Raw genomic sequence first — 16483 nt, forward strand, 5'->3', positions numbered from 1 at the left:
CTGTTTTTTATATACAAAAGAAGAGCCAAAGCTAGGCTCTTGGTGATTATTGATAGACATGAACAAAAGGTTCACTCTGGTTTGGGTTTCGAACGATCAAGGCTTCCTGTCCATACACAGAGGAAACGTTAACTTCCACGGCGACATAGGAAGGAAAATGCTCCATAACAAGTCCTGTTACATATTGCGTAAACCCAATCGCTTCAGACTTTCCATAAAATTGAATTGGGATACTGATGCTTAACTTTTGAAGCTGGTCATCTAAATAAAACCCTTTCCCAACAACTCCATTGAAGTTCGGGAAGTACTCTTCGACATCCTGTTTAAAGTTTTGAAACCAAGTCAAATCATCCCGATGTGAATTTTGAGCTTCAGACGATGGAAAAAGAACATATTTTTCCTTCACATTTTGCCAGCTACTAAGTTCACTGCTCCCTCTTGAAGCAGCAGCATAGGCAATAAAGTTCCCTGGAACAATTGAAGACCGACTCTTCTGTTCAAACAAAGCAATGGCAATTGGTACATCCGCTAGTTCATCCATCTGCCTTAATCGGCTAACAATTTCTTGAGCGATTTTCTTTCCTTCGTCAGCAAGTGTTTCATGACTAATTTCTGTCTCGAACGTTGCCCCGAAGGCCTCTTTTTGATAATAGTGAATTGAATTAAGCGCAAGCCCAATAACTACGCCACCCAATTTATACGTCCCAGCCTTACCATCTACTTCTTCAAGGTAATTATGTTCAAGAATATGGGATAAATAGATTGGATTTTCAGCGTTACGAGCGTCAATATCACCAGTACCAGGATCAGCCGGATTCAACCCAATATTCTCCTCTTCCGTTAATTTTCTATCCTTTAACTGCGCTTCTGTATATTTACGGTTAAGCCAAGACGAAACAGTGTGGCCGTCAAGGTATTGGCCTTCTTTAAATACATATCGATTTGTATCAAAGGTATTTTGAGCAATTCTCATCAACCCTGTTTCAAATTCATAGATGTCATATCTAGTATTCAAATTATTCACGACTAATCCGCGTGCTTCCCCCGGCTCGAACGGCATGAAAGTCCGATAATATTCATCAGATATTTTATACTTAGGAATAATCGCTTTCTCATTTCCATGTTCGTCCTCTTCTTGGACAACCTGATCTTCTTTTTGAAAATTAGGTGCACATGCCGTTAGAAGTAGAAGCACAGATGCAATTACAGTTAACATTTTCTTCATGCATTCCTACCCCCATTCTCGGCCAATCTATTTATTTAATTCTTCTAGCAAGCGAGCCTCATCCCATACTTCAATACCAAGACTCTCTGCTTTTGTCAATTTAGACCCTGCATCAGCCCCAGCCACAACGAGATTTGTTTTCTTGCTCACGCTGCCAGCGACATTCCCGCCAAGTAACTCTATTTTTTCTTTCGCTTCAGGCCGACTCATTTGTTCAAGCTTCCCAGTTAACACAACGGTTTTCCCTGCGAAGAAGGAATTCGATTCTTCCACAGCAACTGGTCGAGGGCCCTTATAATCCATGTTTACCCCTACTGCTTTCAACTCGGCTATTAACTCTCGTACCTCATCACTTTCAAAATAGGTCACGATTGAGTCGGCCATTTTGTCACCAATTTCATTAATGGCAATTAACTCTTCGAAAGTCACATCTATCAAACCTTCCATCGAACCAAACTGTTGAGCAAGTGTTTTAGCTGCTTTAGCACCAACAAGACGAATACCGAGCCCAAACAATAGCTTCTCAAGTGAGTTTTGCTTTGAAACCTCGATAGCATTTAACAGATTACTAACAGACTTTTCACCCATTCGTTCGAGACCGAATAACTGTTCTTTTGTCAATTTATATAAGTCAGCAACGTCTACTATTAACTTGTTTGCAAACAGCTGGGAAACAACTTTTTCCCCTAAACCGTCAATATTCATTGCCCCACGGGAAACAAAATGAATGAGACCTTCTCTTATTTGTGCCGGACATTTTGGATTAATACACCGAAGCGCGACCTCTCCTTCAATGCGGACAAGGTCACTTTCACATTCAGGGCATTGTGTTGGCATGAAAAACTCTACTTCGTCTCCAGTACGCCGGTCTGCTAGAACATTAACGACTTCTGGAATAATATCGCCTGCTTTTTTTATAACTACTTGGTCACCAATTTTAATATCCTTTTCTCTAATTAAATCTTCATTATGAAGGGATGCACGTTGAACAGTTGTTCCCGCCACTTGAACAGGTTCCAATATCGCAGTAGGAGTAATTACACCTGTTCGCCCAACATTAAGTTCAATTGCTTTTAACGTTGTGACAACCTCTTCTGCAGGAAATTTAAAAGCGATTGCCCAACGTGGACTTTTCACGGTAGTACCAAGCTGACGTTGTTGCTCTAAAGAATCTACTTTAATCACAATTCCATCGATTTCATATGGTAAATTTGGACGCCTTTCAACCCAGCTATTGATGAATTCAATTGCTTCATCTATATTCGCAGCTTTACGGCGTTCTGGATTTGTTTTAAAGCCCAATTTCTCCAGATAATCCAGACCTTCACTATGGGAAGTAACCCCGGTGTCTCCAGGATCTGCGATTGCATAGAGAAAGATATCGAGATTTCTTGAAGCAGCAATTTTCGGGTCAAGCTGTCTTAAAGAGCCGGCTGCCGCATTGCGTGGATTTGCAAATGGCTCTTCTCCTTTTTCCAGCTTTGATTTGTTTAAGGCTTCGAACGAACGCTTCGGCATAAAGGCTTCGCCACGAACCTCAAGAGAAACAGACTCTTGCAAACGCAGTGGAATCGAACGAATCGTGCGTAAATTGGAGGTAATATCCTCTCCAATTGAACCATCACCCCGTGTTGCTCCATGGGAAAACAATCCCTGATCATACTTAAGTGAAACAGCAAGTCCATCTATTTTTAACTCACAAACATAAGAGACATCTTCACCCACCGCCTGACGAACCCTTCGGTCGAAATCTCTCAAGTCTTGTTCGTTAAAGGCATTTCCAAGGCTGAGCATCGGAGAAGAATGCTCCACCTTGTTAAACATATCTAGAACGGCTCCACCAACACGATGTGTTGGTGAATCTGCCGTTCTCAAAAGTGGAAACTGACTCTCAAGATCGGTTAACTCTTGTAATAGACGGTCATACTCTGCATCTGGAACAGATGGGTTATCAAGAACATAGTATTCATACCCGTATTTATTTAATAGCTGATGCAGCTCTAATACTCTTTTTTCAGCTGTTTGAAAATCCATAAATCCAGCCCTTTCCTTTCTTCTATAGCAATAGAATCGCTTTTAAGTCTTCGTAATTGGGGCAAACTTAGCCAAAAGACGCTTTACTCCAACAGGACTTGGAAAAGCAATATCAAGCTCTGTCCCTTCTCCTGAACCTTTAACACTGACAACCGTCCCTATCCCCCATTTACCGTGCTGTGCCTTATCACCGACTCGCCAATCCAACTGATCTCCACCGGTTTTAGCTGCAGGTCTTGTAACGGCACCTCTTGGCTGTTTAAAAGCAGTCCCCGCCACTTGACTTTGATTCATTCTCGAAGGTTTCTCCGCTGGCTTGTACCGTCTTTCCGCAGGTTGTACATATTCCATCAATTCATCAGGAATTTCTTTAATGAAGCGTGACTCTTGGTTCATATTCGTCCGCCCAAACAAAGTACGCATCTGGGCATTCGTAATATACAATTCTTCCTCAGCACGAGTGACGCCGACGTACATGAGGCGCCTCTCCTCTTCCATTTCCGCTTCTTCCATTAGTGAACGACTATGAGGAAAGACTCCTTCTTCCAAGCCGATTAAGAAAACAACAGGAAATTCGAGGCCCTTCGCCGAGTGTAACGTCATCAAGGTTACCGTCTCATTCGGTTTTTGACCATCATCATCAAGTTTGTCAATGTCCGCGACTAAAGCCAAATCGGTTAAGAACCCTGTTAAGCTCTTATCTTCGCTGTTTTCCTCAAAAGCGTTAGTAACAGTTAAAAATTCATCTAAGTTTTCTAAACGACTTTCTGCCTCAATCGAATTTTCCGCTTTAAGCATTTCCCGATAACCGGATTTATCCAAGATTTCCTCTACCAATTCGGTTACAGATAGAAAATCCTGCATTTTTGTATAATTAGCGATTAAATCTCTAAATCCTGCTGCGGCTTTTGCCGCTTTTGGACTAAGACCAATCAATTCAACACTGTCAAGCGCATGGAACATCGAAATATCATGCATTGCCGCAAAGTTGGCGATTTTATCGATTGAGGTAGCACCGATTGCACGCTTTGGAACATTGATAACTCGTTGTAAACTAATATCATCATCAGGATTCGAGACCAGTCTTAAATATGCGAGAATATCTTTAATTTCTTTTCGATCATAGAATTTCGTACCACCAACAATGGTGTACTCGAGATTGGATTTTAAAAATGATTCTTCAATGACACGAGATTGGGCATTCGTTCGATATAAGATTGCAATTTCAGAAGGTTTCCTGTTACCTGATTTGATTAGCTCCTGAATTTTCCCGATGACATACTGCGCTTCCACTTGTTCACTATCAGCGCGGTAGTAGACAATCTTATTTCCCTCTGCATTTTCCGTCCAAAGTTTCTTCGATTTACGGTTGAGATTGTTCTGTATAACATGATTTGCCGCCAGCAAAATTCGTTTTGTTGAGCGATAATTCTGTTCAAGTAAGATTACTTTCGCATTCGGGTAATCCTTTTCAAAGGATAAAATATTGGCAATATCCGCTCCACGCCAGCGGTAGATACTTTGATCTGAATCGCCAACGACGCATAGGTTTTTAAAGCGCGCCGCTAAAAACTTGACAAGCATATATTGGGCCCGATTCGATAGCGATAGGTAAACCTTTGATACTATCTTCAGTTTTTCCCCCGCTCCACACCGTACGTGAGAGTTTCCCCTCATACGGCGTTCCATCAATTTGCTTTTCATTCATACATTTATCGTTTACCAACCTATATAAAAGTTATGATAATTACAGGTGTGTCAGGTTGTTATCAGTCAACTAATCACCACCTAAATTGGAGGCTTTCATTTCTTTTAGTCATACTCGAACCTGATAGGACGATAATGTATGTTTCTTTTAACAAATTGACTAGTGGCTATCCCTCCGTAATGTTTCCATTACTTCAACGGTACTGTGCCACCGCTCTCACTGACATGAAAATGAGTTATCACTCTGTGTTTCCCCATTCACGTTTCTTCGGGGTGGAAATCCCCTCCACGTTGTCAGCTTTCCACGTTCCGATAATTCTATCTGTACATGTACACTTTTAGGTGAATCCTCTAGCCCTGTTAGCTTGATGGTGCCTGTAACACCATAAGGTATTTCATAAAGACAAATCTTACTTTACCTCACTAACACCACAATCGTGATCATGTCATTTCTAACATGCATTCCTCTAGAGCCGTACATTCGGATTTTCGTCAGCCGTTTTTCACAGCGATTCTCACCATGAGTGTTTTATAGACCCCCGGCATATCTGTTGCACATTCCACCTCTGGAACGCTTTCGTCAACATTACTTGCTACGACAACATTCTGCCGACTTCACCGAGCTTATGACCATGGAACTTTTCCTTGTTTCATTGCCATTCGGAGTATTAGGGGGAACCTTTCAAGGCGTTACCCTCTCATTCGATTCCTCAAATTATCAGTTCTACTAGCTATTTGCTAGTGGCTAATCTTTTCAATTAGCAACGTGTCGCACTATCTTGATATTCATCCACATGAATGTATTGAAATTTTCGCTGATAATATTCGAGCACTTCTGGTACTTGTTGAAATAATGTAATTGTTTTCATTATGAGATCGTCGAAATCTAACGCTTGATTTTTCCGTAATCGTTTCTGATATTCTGTGTATACATCAGCGACAACTTTGTCATAGTAATCCCCGGTATTTTTAGAAAAATCCTCTGGTGTGATTAACTCATTTTTTGCCGAGGAAATCGTCCCTAAAATCGCCCGTGGGTCAAACTTCTTTGGGTCGATGTTTTTATCCTTGAGAATTCTTTTGATGACAGACTGCTGATCACTTGTATCGAGAATTGTAAAATTACGATTATAGCCTAATCGGTCGATATCTCTTCGCAAAATCCTTACACACATCGAATGGAAAGTTGAAATCCAAATCTCATCCGCGGCACCACCCATCAGCTTATAAATCCGTTCCCGCATCTCGCGCGCGGCCTTATTTGTGAATGTAATCGCGAGGATATTATATGGATTGACAGTTTTTTCGACCATTAAATAGGCGATTCGATGTGTCAATACTCGCGTTTTTCCACTTCCGGCTCCTGCCATTAATAAAAGTGGTCCATCTGTTGTTTTTACCGCTAGCTGCTGCTCGGGGTTTAAACCATTCAATAATCGATCAGTTAAATATTGCATGTTATCCTTCACCACCATAAGAACTTATGTTCCAATTCTAACTTATTCCATTACCTATCGACAACTACATAATCACCAAAACATCATTTAACTGCTCTTACTGTTGCTAAAGCTTCCTCCAAATTTTCATAGATAGAATTGCCGACGACGATGACATCTGCATGTTCACCCATTTCAATTGCCTGTTCCTTTGTTTTAATGCCGCCTCCATAAAAAAGAACCGTATTTTCTAGCGTATTCTTTACTTCCTGGACAATATTTATCTCTCCATATGTTCCGCTATATTCGAGATAGAAAATTGGCAGATTAAACATTTTCTCAGCCATCATTGCATAGGCCGTAACATCTTCAATCGTTAGGTCTGTTTTAGCGTCAGTCAGTCGAGCAGCCTTACATTCCTGATTTAAAATGCAATAGCCCTCTACTATAATTTCATTCCAATCCATTAGATCGCCAAATTCTTTTACAGCCTGATGGTGCAAACCCGTTATCCATTTTGTCTCCGAACTATTTAAGACGGTAGGGATAAAATAAAGGTCAAAACCAGGTGTTATTGCATCTACATCTGATACTTCAAAAATACACGGAACGGTATAACGACGGATCCTTGACATTAAATCCAGAACCCCTTCTAATGTGACACCATCTGTTCCTCCAACGATAATCGCATCAGTACCTGATTCGCAAATTCTCTCAAGATCATCGTCAGAAATCTTTTTATTAGGATCGAGCTTAAAGACGTGCCGCCACTCGTGAATATCATACATCCGAACGCTTCCTCCAATCACTTTATTCCAATACATCATTATAGCATTTGTTCGTTTTAATCAAAAAGGAAAGCAGAGGAAGGCAACTTGGCAAAAACATTATATCGGCTCCCTCTATAGGTTCATCTTATAAACAAAAAAAAAAACCGAAGCAACCTTTTTCGCTTCGGTTCAGTTTATTCTTCATTTTCTTCTTTTTTTAGTCTTTCTAACGCCATTTCATAGGCATCATTTCCGTAATTTAAACAACGTTTTACTCGTGAAATCGTTGCTGTGCTAGCGCCTGTTTGTGTTTCAATTTTATGATACGTATTCCCTTCACGAAGCATGCGAGCGACTTCTAGGCGCTGCGCTAGTGATTGAATCTCATTTACAGTGCAAAGATCATCAAAAAAACGATAGCACTCTTCCAAGTCCTTTAAGGAAAGAATCGCATTAAATAGCTGATCTAGTTCCTTCCCTCTTAACTTATCTATTTGCATCTACCCTACTCCTTCTTCTAATCAAGCATTGAAACCTGTTCAAGGCTTGGGACAATATTAATCCATGTTTTCCCTGGTACTAGTTTCACTTCATTTTCATTACTAAAGGCTGAAATTCTGCCGTCTACATTTTTCCATTCTACCTCATTCAGTTTTCCTTGCTGTAATAAATAACCTCGACCACCTGAAACGATATCAATTTCCCTTCTACCTGCATGATCTAATACCTTATGCTCGGCTTCAACAATCAGGATATTATCTAGAAGAATGGCGTCTTCTGTTTCAAAGTCAACCGTAACTGCTCCAGCAGAAGAACGTTGATATTTAAAATCAGCATGACTGAAAATATATTGGACATCAAATGATGAGTTTCCATATGAAACCATCACAGCGCCCGCTTCAACCCCAGGGAGAACTTCTATTTCTTCCTTATCTAGAAAGAGCAAAGACGGTGGAACTTGGTTCAAATTATAGTTTTTACTCTCTGCACCCTTTTTAATATTTTCAAAAGTAATATATGAGTTATGGGGTGCAACTCTAAAACTGGCACGTTTAAATAGCGTTCCATCATACTGAATCCCATTTAAATGGTCAATATAACCACTATCCAACATTTGTTTTGCAATCGGGCTATATCCATGTGCAATAAATAAACTATCATAGCCTTTTGCGATATCAATATAATAATCTCTTGCACTTCGAACAGGGCCGACAACTTCTGGCTTTTCACTTGCGTAAATAGCTAAAAACCTTGTTACATTCCCTTCAGCCAAGATCTCATAAACAAGATCTGCCTGCAGAAGGCCAGATTGTGGTCTTGCTTGCGGGTGGTTATTAATGATCACTGCTACAGACCTGTCATTAGGTTCCATATCCGTTTCGATTCCAGTCAGTGGAAACTTAAACGGAACCTCCTCCTCGCTTACAGGGTTATCTCCACTCCCTACTGGGGGTTCAACCTTTGTAACTTCCTCTTCATTCCTGCATCCAACGAGGAACAGGAGAACTACAAATAAAGTAGCTATCCATTTTCTTTGCACAAAAAACACCCCTAGTTCCCATCTTTGATGTGCTGCTCTATTCTATACTTTTATATTTTAACGCATTATCGTTGGAAAGAGTACCGTTTTCTTCATTACATCATAAATCCCACGTTGGGTCAGGCGTACATATGGAAGATGTGTAGCAGAAAAGAATAATAATGATGAAATAGGATCATCATATCGATAACCTGTAGTTTTTAGATAAGCGAATAATTTTTTCTCTAACACTACTAACTCTTCAATTGGCTGTTCAGACATCACTCCATTTAATCCAAGCGGTACCTCGCAAACAAGCTCACCATCTTCGTACACAACGATGCCGCCACCAATCTCCTTCATGTGATTAAATGCTGCCATCATATCATGTCTGTTTTTCCCAATCAAAATAATATCCCCTGTACTTGAGAAAGAGCTAGCCAACCCACTTAAATGATTGGCAAATCCTTTAAGAAGGGTGTTTATTCGCCATCTTCCTTTTCGATCAATCAATACGAAAAAGCATTCATCATGTTCAGTTGACAACTGATCAGGCGAGACATCAATCGCAATCGAGTATGGTTTTGTAATGACAGAGTTTTCCATTTTTATTCCAAACGGCATTGAAAACTGCATATCATCCAGCGTTAAATCCCAGTTAATGTTCAATGGTTCAAACCCAAATTTTTCCCACTTTATAACTGGTTCAGAGTGAATCACTTCTCCATCGCGCTTTACCCATTTCCCTTTAGCTAAAACTGAGACAGGAGTTGGTTCATGCTTATCACTTAAAAAGTTTAGATTTGCGACTCGACCAGTAGCAATATTCCCGTGAAGATGTTCAAAATTATAATGCCGAGCAATATTGATTGTCGCCATATTATATGCATCAATGACAGGAACTCCATGATCTATCGCAATTTTTATCATCATATCATTTATCCCATTTTCATAAAAGCCAACCGATGAACCATCCGTATTCATCATGAAACGATCATAAACAGCAATATCCAATTCATGGATTTCATCCAGTAGCTTCGGTAAATCAGGGCGAATCGATGAGTGACGCAAAGAGACCATATATCCTTGCATAAGTCGACGTTTTACTTCTTCCCCAGTCATTGCTTCATGGTCAGAGTCCACTCCAAACAACATCATTTTTGCTAATGTTTTTTCGGAGGCACCTGGCAGATGGCCTTCAATTTTTTTATTTAATCTTTTCGTTTCTTGCATCCAATGGAGCATCATATCGTCTCCATCCATTAACTTTGGCCACCCTGTGAGTTCTCCCCCTTGAACAACACTGCTATGTTCCAACCAAGATTTAACTCCGCTATTAGAAAAAACAATTTCCTCATCCTGGGTCTCTGATTGACTATCATAACGGCACCACCAATACATTGTGACAGGATGATTCTTCAGCTCTTCCATAAAAGAAAACGCTTTCCTTTTTTCTAATTGCAATGCAAGGAACATGTTGTCATTGATCATTGTTGTTGTTCCGTGTTGAGATGCATATGTCGCTAGTGTATGGGGATTATATAAGTGAAAAGGGTGCACATGGGGTTCGATATAGCCTGGGACGATTACCACTTCACTGCAATCAACCGTTTCACAATTATCTATCCGATTAGGTAATTTCTCACCGACATATATGATTCGGTCATTATAAATCCAAATATTTCCTCTCATCCACTTACGAAATGTTTGGTTTAAATAGGTTGCATTTTTTAAAAGAATTGTCGGTGAAAGGGTGCCGTCCAAAACGGATGCATGCTCTCGTATTTGTCTGTTTTTCCATCTGAATCGCTGTTCCATTTGGTTGTTTCCCTCTCGATCTTTTTTATTGGGTCAAAGCCCTTTTTCTATATACGCAGAAAGAAAGCCCTTTCATGCGCTTGTTAATATCTTAACATATTTTACGATTTACCGCACTAAAGAATTTCCGGATTTTAGGAAAATATTAAGGAGGAGTTAGAAATGAAGGTGAAACAAAACATTGGAATTCTCAATGCCCTTTTACGAATTACTTGCGGCTTAACGCTTCTCAGTTGGGCGACTGCGAAAATGGTGAAAAGGCCATGGGATGGTTCTTATCTTGTCACTGCCTTGCTTGCTGCCATGAAAGTGAGCGAAGGGATTGTACGTTTTTGTCCACTAACCGCACTATATCAACAAGGACAAGAAGCACGTCAAAATCAAAATGATAAAGAATTTGAAGAAATGATTCCTTATAATCCAACATAAGATTTCATTTTCTTTTAGAACGTTACAGCCCTCCAATAATGGAGGGCTGCTTGCATTCTTTATTTAAAAAAAGAAAGTATATAATTATGGGTCTATCAGAGTCATTCATGCTGTGGTATTTTCGTTATATGGAGACGAACAAGATGTTCAAAAATGTTCCATATCGATGTAAAGGTTGATTCTGCACAGTTCTGTTGGTGAAAGCGAAAAGTGGAGCCGATTACTAACTAAGAATGTTCTTCAAGTTAATCATCGTCATGTAATCTTTACGATTGATGAAGGATTAAGAGATATGTTTCTTCTTCACTATTATTGAAATGGCATAAAATGAGTCTACGTTCAGCCCCTCAAGGTCAAGTTGCTTAAGCGTTTGTAAGTTTTGGCATCGCAACAAAGTTTTTCGCTATTTTAATCCGAGTAATGGGTAAAAGCACGGATAATTTTTTAGATTTTTTCGGAATAGATCATTTATGAACATTTTGACCGAAGAGATTCGTAAGCTTTTTGAACGATAATGCTGGTAACGCGTTTTTTAATCCAAGTACTTGTATTAAAAACACCAAATTTCCTTGATATATTGCTAGTACTCGTAATAAAACGCTGTAAAATGAAGGGTTAATCCCAGTACTAGCAATAAGATGAGGTCAAAAGGTCGATATAATCCCTGTACTAGCAATAAAAAACGGCCCAAAATCGGTTTAATCCAAGTACTAGCAATAAAACAGCCTTAAAATCACGGTTAATCCAAGTACTAGCAAAAAAAACATAACCTATCTATGAACTATTCACTTTTTTAATTCGAGTACTGGGAATAAAAAGCCCTTCGCTTCATAATCAAACGAGTTGTTAATTAACCATAGAGAACTATGTAGGTGGTACGAAAATATCATTCATGTTCTTCTGTGCCATTCTGCGATTTTTTGGGCGATCATTCCCTTATAACCTGAAGAAACGTTAATTTAACTAGAGTATATAGCATTGGATAAAAGGACCGGGCGGTTATGCCCGGTTTTTTTTAAGAGATATCGTTCTTTATCGCTCTGCTTCCGATATCATTTCTGTAAAAAGTACCGTCAGACTTTAGCTTTTTTAACTCCTCATAAACGCGGTCTTGTGCGTCTTTAAGGGAGGTTGCTCTTGCTGCAGTAAGGAGTACACGCCCACCATTTGTGACGAACTTTCCTTCACTATTTATAGCCGTGCCTGCATGAAAAACGAAAATATCGTCAGAGAATGAATCCATTCCTTCTAATACAGAACCCTTTTCATAGGCTTCTGGGTATCCTTTTGATGCAATGACAACCCCAAGAACAGCTTGCTCATCCCATTCAATTTCCGGTTCTTCCCCGTCTAAAAGTTGCAAAATGACTTCAACAAGGTCCGACTTCATCCGAGGCAAAACGACTTGAGTTTCTGGATCTCCAAAGCGTGCATTGAATTCAATTACTTTTGGTCCATTCACTGTTTGAATTAATCCTGCATAAAGAATACCTGTAAAATCGCGACCTTCATTAACTAGAGCCTTCGCTGCTGGCTTAACAACTGTTTCAATCGCAGTATCTATCGCAGCTTGTTCGATAAATGGCACTGGCGAATAAGCGCCCATTCCACCAGTATTCGGACCTTTATCTCCATCATAAGCTCGTTTATGATCCTGTGCAATTTCAAGCGGAATCACAGTTTCACCATTGACAAACGCCATTAAGGAGAACTCTTCTCCTACTAAAAAGTCTTCGATGACTACACTAGACGAAGCTTCACCAAATTTAGCATGAAGAAGCATTTCCTCGATTGCTTCAATCGCTTCCTCGTTCGTCATCGCCACTGTGACGCCTTTTCCCGCAGCTAATCCATCCGCTTTAATAACGATTGGAGCACCTTTCCGTTCGATGTATTCCTTTGCTTTTGCAAAGTCACTAAAAACCTCAAAGCCTGCTGTTGGAATTGCATACTTATCCATAATTTCCTTAGCAAATGACTTGCTGCCCTCGATCTCCGCTGCAGCTTTTTTAGGACCAAACACTTTAAGTCCCTCTTCAATGAAGCGATCTGCTAACCCTTCGAGTAGCGGAACCTCTGGCCCAATAATTGTTAAGCCAATTTCTTCTTTTTTCGCAAATTCAACAAGTGACTTTTGTTCACTTTCTGAGATATCTACACAAACAGCAACATCAGACATTCCTGGGTTACCGGGTGCTACAAAAACAGTTTCAACCTTTGCGCTTTCGCTTACTTTTTGGCAAATTGCGTGCTCACGGCCTCCACGGCCAACTACTAGAACCTTCATTTTTTCTACCTCCGGCTAATTCAATCAATTACGCGATTTTTTAATGTTTAAAATGCCTTACGCCAGTAAATACCATGGCAATTCCGTATTCGTCAGCTTTCTTAATTGAATCTTCATCACGAATTGATCCGCCAGGTTGAATAATTGCGGTAATCCCGGCCTTCGCAGCTGCTTCAACCGTATCATCCATCGGGAAGAAAGCATCAGATGCAAGTGCAGCTCCTTCAGCTTTTTTACCTGCTTGTTCTAGAGCAATATTCGCTGCCCCTACGCGATTCATTTGGCCAGCACCGATACCAACAGTTGAGTCCTTACTTGAGACAACAATTGCATTTGATTTAACGTGCTTAACAATCTTCCAGCCTAGCTTAAGTGCTTCCCACTCTTGGGCAGTTGGTTCACGTTTCGTCGGAACTGTAATAGTCGCATCATCAAGACCGTATGTGTCAAAATCTTGGGCAAGCAATCCGCCTTCAATCGAAGTTAATTTCATTTCCTTCTTGCCTTCTTGATCAAATGGAACAGTTAACAGTCGAAGGTTCTTTTTCCCGGTTAAAATTTCTAAAGCTTCTTTACTAAATGAAGGAGCAATAACGATTTCAAGGAAAATTTCATAAAGTTTTTTTGCAGTTTCTGCATCTACTTCACGATTAAGAGCGATGATTCCACCAAAGATCGAAACAGGGTCCGCTTCAAATGCCTTCGTAAATGCATCAAAGGTCGTTTTTCCTGTCCCTACTCCACATGGGTTCATATGTTTTACTGCTACAGCTGCAGGCTCATTAAATTCTTTAACAATCTGGAGAGCCGCATCGGCATCATTGATATTATTATAAGAGAGTTCTTTTCCATGAAGCTGATTGCCATTGGCAATTGAAAAGACTGAACCAAGCGGTTTGCGATAAAACGCCGCTTTTTGATGTGGATTTTCACCATAGCGTAAGTTTTGTTTTAACTCATAGGTTACAGTCATTTTTTCTGGATTTTCTTCTCCGGCGAGGTTTGTCATATACTCAGCAATCATTGCATCGTAAGCTGCAGTATGGCGGTACACTTTTGCCGCCAACTTACGACGTGTTACTGCTTCCGTTCGTCCATTCTGACGATATTCTTCAAGAACTGTTTGATAATCTACCGGATCAACTAAAACGGTAATGTACTCATGGTTTTTAGCAGAAGCACGAAGCATGGCTGGACCGCCAATATCAATATTTTCAATCGCATCTTCCACAGTCACATCCGGCTTGGCAATCGTTTGTTGGAAAGGATATAGATTTACACAGACTAATTCAATTGGTTTAATTCCATGCTCATCAAGCTGCTTACGATGACTTTCTTCACCGACTTTTGCGAGCAGTCCTCCATGAATATTTGGATGTAACGTCTTTACACGACCTTCAAGAATTTCAGGAAATCCAGTCACATCACTAATTCCAATGACAGGTACTCCAGCTTCCGCTAACGCATTTTTAGTCCCACCTGTCGATACGATTTCAAAACCGAGCGTAACCAATTCTTTAGCAAAATCAACAATTCCATTTTTATCAGATACTGATATTAAGGCGCGTTTCTTTGTCATAACGATCTCTCCTCTGTTCTGTTCAAAAGCGACTCGACCACTAATGGGTATAATTCATGCTCTACTTTTTGGACCTTTTCCTGAAGCGATTCTATTGATTCACCTGGAATTACTTCAACCGTTCTTTGTGCAATGACCTCACCTGTATCCATACCTGCATCAACATAATGAACAGTGACACCCGTTTTCTTAACTCCGGCAGCCAATGCTTGACCAATTGCATCCTTTCCAGGAAAAGCAGGCAGAATCGATGGATGAATATTAACAATCCTACCTTCATATCTATTTAAAAGTGTTGGTCCGACAAGTCTCATATATCCTGCTAAAACAATAAAATCAATTTGTAACTCTTCAAGCAAATCAACAATTTTTGTCTCATAGGCAGCTTTATCCGGATAACTCTTTGGACTAAAAACATAGGTAGGGACCCCACCATTTTCTGCCCGTTCAACGACAAAAGCACCTGGGCGATCACAGATTAGCATGCATAGCTCTGCTTTCAAGTCACCCTTCTTAATTGCGTCTAAAATAGCCTGGAAATTGCTCCCACTCCCCGATGCAAATACGGCTATTTTTTTCATGATGCTCCTCCAGCTAATTGAACCTTTATCCCAGCTTCAGATGTAACTGAGCCAATAATTGAAGCCTTCTCACCACAATTTTCAAAATGCGAAATCACTTCATCAGCGTCATCCTGTGATACAACGACGACCATTCCGATGCCCATATTAAAAATATTATACATTTCTTTTCGTTCGAGATTTCCGATTGATTCCAGTAGTTTAAAGATCGGTTGGATCTCCCAGCTACCTTCTTTTACCTCGGCACCTATTCCTTCAGGGAGCATTCTCGGGATATTTTCAACAAATCCCCCACCGGTAATATGAGCGATTCCCTTTAGGTTGAATTTCTTTAATGCAGAAAGAATCGATTTTACATATATTTTAGTTGGTGTGAGCAATTCATCCCCGAGAGTGCCTTCTAGCCCGTCAATAGATTGATTCAAATTCAAACCGGCATCCTCTAGTAATATTTTTCTTACAAGAGAATAACCATTACTATGAATTCCACTTGATGCTAGTCCAATCAACACATCTCCAGACTCAATGTCAGAACCAGTTATTATGCCAGACTTTTCACAAGCACCAACAGCAAACCCAGCGAGATCGTATTCTTCCTCTTTATACATTCCTGGCATTTCTGCTGTTTCACCGCCGACTAAGGCACAACCGGCCTGTTCGCAGCCAGTTGCTACTCCTTTAACAATTGCCTCAATTCGTTCCGGCTCCGCTTTCCCACAGGCGATATAATCTAGAAAGTAAAGTGGTTCTGCCCCTTGGACAACGATATCATTCACACACATTGCTACCGCATCAATACCGATCGTATCATGTCGGTTCATCATAAATGCAAGCATCAGCTTCGTTCCGACACCATCCGTTCCTGATACAAGTACTGGCTCCTTCAGCCCTAGAGCTGATAAATCAAACATTCCACCAAAGCCACCTAAGCCACCGAGCACCTCAGGGCGAAGCGTTCGTTGAACATGTTTTTTCATCCGTTCTACTGATTCATAGCCTGCCTCAATATCCACACCAGCCTGCTTATAGGCATCCGCCATTTCTATACCCCCATTTTTAATCTCCGCTGTCACGAAAGGATTTTATCTCTTAAGCAAG

General features: G+C 40.3%; 11 protein-coding genes and 3 pseudogenes. 2 read left to right on the forward strand and 12 right to left on the reverse strand.

Annotated elements, in window-relative coordinates:
* Window positions 1-46: 46 nt before the first annotated feature.
* The 8 genes and pseudogenes from GNT69_RS20055 to GNT69_RS20090 form a co-directional block, all read right to left on the reverse strand.
* Window positions 47-1225 carry a CamS family sex pheromone protein gene (locus GNT69_RS20055; protein ID WP_203556767.1) on the reverse strand — a complete coding sequence of 393 codons (1179 nt, stop codon included), beginning with the start codon at window positions 1223-1225 and terminating at the stop codon, window positions 47-49.
* Between the two features lie 27 nt (window positions 1226-1252).
* Window positions 1253-3259, reverse strand: coding sequence for an NAD-dependent DNA ligase LigA (gene ligA / locus GNT69_RS20060; RefSeq protein WP_203556768.1), 2007 nt, complete (start codon window positions 3257-3259; stop codon window positions 1253-1255).
* Window positions 3260-3301: 42 nt separating this feature from the next.
* A pseudogene (locus tag GNT69_RS20065) lies at window positions 3302-4861 on the reverse strand (3'-5' exonuclease); the annotation flags it as partial.
* 878 nt (window positions 4862-5739) lie between these two features.
* Window positions 5740-6423, reverse strand: a pseudogene (locus GNT69_RS20070) (UvrD-helicase domain-containing protein); the annotation flags it as partial.
* Window positions 6424-6506: 83 nt separating this feature from the next.
* Window positions 6507-7190: a heptaprenylglyceryl phosphate synthase gene (gene pcrB / locus GNT69_RS20075; protein ID WP_203556771.1), complete on the reverse strand. Its 684-nt coding sequence runs from the start codon at window positions 7188-7190 to the stop codon at window positions 6507-6509.
* A gap of 176 nt (window positions 7191-7366) precedes the next feature.
* Entirely contained in the window at window positions 7367-7672 is a 306-nt protein-coding gene (locus GNT69_RS20080; RefSeq protein WP_203556772.1) for a YerC/YecD family TrpR-related protein, read from the reverse strand.
* A 17-nt stretch (window positions 7673-7689) separates the two neighbouring features.
* The gene (locus GNT69_RS20085) at window positions 7690-8712 is read right to left on the reverse strand and encodes a DUF3048 domain-containing protein (protein ID WP_203556773.1); all 1023 of its coding nucleotides are present in this window, start codon (window positions 8710-8712) and stop codon (window positions 7690-7692) included.
* 57 nt (window positions 8713-8769) lie between these two features.
* Window positions 8770-10509 carry an adenine deaminase C-terminal domain-containing protein gene (locus GNT69_RS20090; protein WP_203556774.1) on the reverse strand — a complete coding sequence of 580 codons (1740 nt, stop codon included), beginning with the start codon at window positions 10507-10509 and terminating at the stop codon, window positions 8770-8772.
* A 162-nt stretch (window positions 10510-10671) separates the two neighbouring features.
* On the opposite strand from GNT69_RS20090, the gene GNT69_RS20095 reads away from it, so the two are divergent.
* Both GNT69_RS20095 and GNT69_RS26295 read left to right on the forward strand, forming a co-directional pair.
* Window positions 10672-10938 (forward strand): YgaP family membrane protein, encoded by a 267-nt coding sequence (locus tag GNT69_RS20095; protein ID WP_203556775.1) that lies wholly within the window; start codon window positions 10672-10674, stop codon window positions 10936-10938.
* A 149-nt stretch (window positions 10939-11087) separates the two neighbouring features.
* Window positions 11088-11245: pseudogene (locus GNT69_RS26295) on the forward strand (IS91 family transposase); the annotation flags it as partial.
* A 708-nt stretch (window positions 11246-11953) separates the two neighbouring features.
* On the opposite strand, the gene purD reads toward GNT69_RS26295, so the two are convergent.
* Genes purD through purM form a run of 4 tightly spaced genes read right to left on the reverse strand, consistent with a single transcriptional unit; the run spans window position 11954 to window position 16425 of the window.
* On the reverse strand, window positions 11954-13225 hold the full coding sequence (gene purD, locus GNT69_RS20100; RefSeq protein WP_203556776.1) for a phosphoribosylamine--glycine ligase: 1272 nt from the start codon (window positions 13223-13225) through the stop codon (window positions 11954-11956).
* A 40-nt stretch (window positions 13226-13265) separates the two neighbouring features.
* Complete coding sequence (gene purH / locus GNT69_RS20105; RefSeq protein ID WP_203556777.1) at window positions 13266-14804, reverse strand: bifunctional phosphoribosylaminoimidazolecarboxamide formyltransferase/IMP cyclohydrolase; 1539 nt, start codon at window positions 14802-14804, stop codon at window positions 13266-13268.
* Window positions 14801-15385, reverse strand: a complete 585-nt coding sequence (gene purN / locus GNT69_RS20110) for a phosphoribosylglycinamide formyltransferase (protein WP_203556778.1) — start codon at window positions 15383-15385, stop codon at window positions 14801-14803. The genes purH and purN overlap by 4 nt, the downstream gene beginning before the upstream one ends.
* The gene (gene purM / locus GNT69_RS20115; protein ID WP_203556779.1) at window positions 15382-16425 is read right to left on the reverse strand and encodes a phosphoribosylformylglycinamidine cyclo-ligase; all 1044 of its coding nucleotides are present in this window, start codon (window positions 16423-16425) and stop codon (window positions 15382-15384) included. The genes purN and purM overlap by 4 nt, the downstream gene beginning before the upstream one ends.
* Between the last annotated feature and the right edge of the window lie 58 nt (window positions 16426-16483).

Origin of the sequence: Bacillus sp. B15-48, from assembly GCF_016879755.1 — a bacterium.
GTDB lineage: Bacteria > Bacillota > Bacilli > Bacillales > Cytobacillaceae > Mesobacillus_B.